The following is a 1,661-nucleotide window of genomic DNA, read 5'->3' as shown; positions in this document are numbered from 1 at the left end:
AACGTTCAGTATAAGAAACGTAAGTGATTTCGAAGTACTTACCTGTCAATTTACACTGAGCCAAATTTGCGATTAGACACAAATTTAGAGTTTTAAAACAAACCGACAAATCGCAGATTTAGCGGAGCTGATTAAATGTGCAAAGGCTCCGTAAACCACTGAGCCACTTATGTTTTTTTATACATTGTTGTAGCCCGTTATTATTCAGCCTACAAGAAAATTGATTCTGAGTATCCCTTTTTGTATTTAGTGACATGCAATAAAATATCACTAATGTCAAAAATTGCAGACAACTCGTTTTCTTTAGATTGAAACTTATTAAATGGAAGAATTAACCATTCTTCATCTCTTTCAGAATTAATCTTTGATTTTTCGTATTCGGTATATTTTTTTAGTATTTGTCTAACATCAAGCAGAATGACCTCATTTTTCAAGGTATTAGATATTCGATTCGATGGGTATATTCCTTTATACACACCCTTATCTATCCTAGTCCAATTAATTTTTCCTGTATCTATGGATACGATAGCAAAATCCCAATTATTTTCACAACCTCCATATTCTCCATATTCTATAAACAGGTTATCCACTTCTTCAATTTCACAATGTAATCCAAATCGCAATGAAGTTCTTTCGTTTTCTGAAAATGAGAGAAAATGAGTTGTTGACCAATTTGTACTGACATGTCTATCTATCAAATCGATTAAAGGTTTTTCTTTAATTTGTCTTCCATCCCCACCATTTAATAAATTAGTCAGAAGTTGGTATCCATTAATGGTATCTCTGAGTTTTCTAACTCCTTTAAAATCATTATCTCCTCTATGTAAATATTGTGGTATATGAAACTGCATGTATTATTTTGTCTTTTTATTTGATTCCTGTTGATTCCATTTTGGTTTTTTCTCTGAATTAAAATAAGTTAAATCTTGAATTTTAGAAGCATAGAAATTCAAGAAAAGTCCTACAAATAAAATAAAGGTCAATACTTGACAAAGCACAATTGTTTTTCCAACATGCTCCCTTACTGAAATATCTCCAAATCCAAGTGTTGATAAGGAAACAAAACTGAAATATATTAAGTCTATCGCCGAACAAATATTTGAGGTAAAGAAATCCTTAATATGAGAATTGAAATATGAGAAAATTACTGAATATTCAAGACCAATCTCGATGAAATTAACAAAAAGCAATAATAAAGACCTCTTATATGTTATAGGACTTGCATATATGTCAGATAAAAAAATTAAGCTTGAAAGATAAATTAAAGTCTCAATCAACATATAAATGGTTATGCCAAGTATTATTGGGCTATCAGTCAAATGAAGCCTAAAAAATATAATTGGCAGAAATAGTTTTAGGATTACATATGATTCCACTCCTAATTTTCTCCATAGCAATCCCAATTTTCCTGTCAAGTGTCTTATATAAAGGGCAGGAAAGATAAATTGAATTGATACCAAAATCAACCTTACTATTCTTTCTATTCCGAAATCCTTATATTTTGTATTATTCCAGACTCTTTTAACATTTTTAGCTTGATTTTGAATAGCTGGATTCAAGGTATATTCAAGTTTATAAGTTCCAATAAAAAGTTTTATGAGTAAATTCTTAATTTTCATATCGTATCATAAATTGCCTGGTTGGGTTTAATGGGCTACAAC

The 1,661-nt window shown here is 30.0% G+C and carries 2 protein-coding genes; both read right to left on the bottom strand.

Annotation, left to right across the window (positions count from 1 at the left end; genetic code table 11):
- Positions 1–209: 209 nt before the first annotated feature.
- The gene (locus A8L32_RS23240; protein WP_075591664.1) at positions 210–851 is read right to left on the bottom strand and encodes a hypothetical protein; all 642 of its coding nucleotides are present in this window, start codon (positions 849–851) and stop codon (positions 210–212) included.
- A 3-nt stretch (positions 852–854) separates the two neighbouring features.
- Positions 855–1,619, bottom strand: a complete 765-nt coding sequence (locus A8L32_RS23235) for a potassium channel family protein (RefSeq protein ID WP_075591663.1) — start codon at positions 1,617–1,619, stop codon at positions 855–857.
- Positions 1,620–1,661 lie beyond the last annotated feature (42 nt).

Origin of the sequence: Labilibacter marinus, assembly GCF_001659685.2 — a bacterium.
GTDB lineage: Bacteria > Bacteroidota > Bacteroidia > Bacteroidales > Marinilabiliaceae > Saccharicrinis > Saccharicrinis marinus.
Note: the sequence above shows the minus strand (reverse complement) of the source record. Positions and strands in the feature narration are given on the sequence as shown.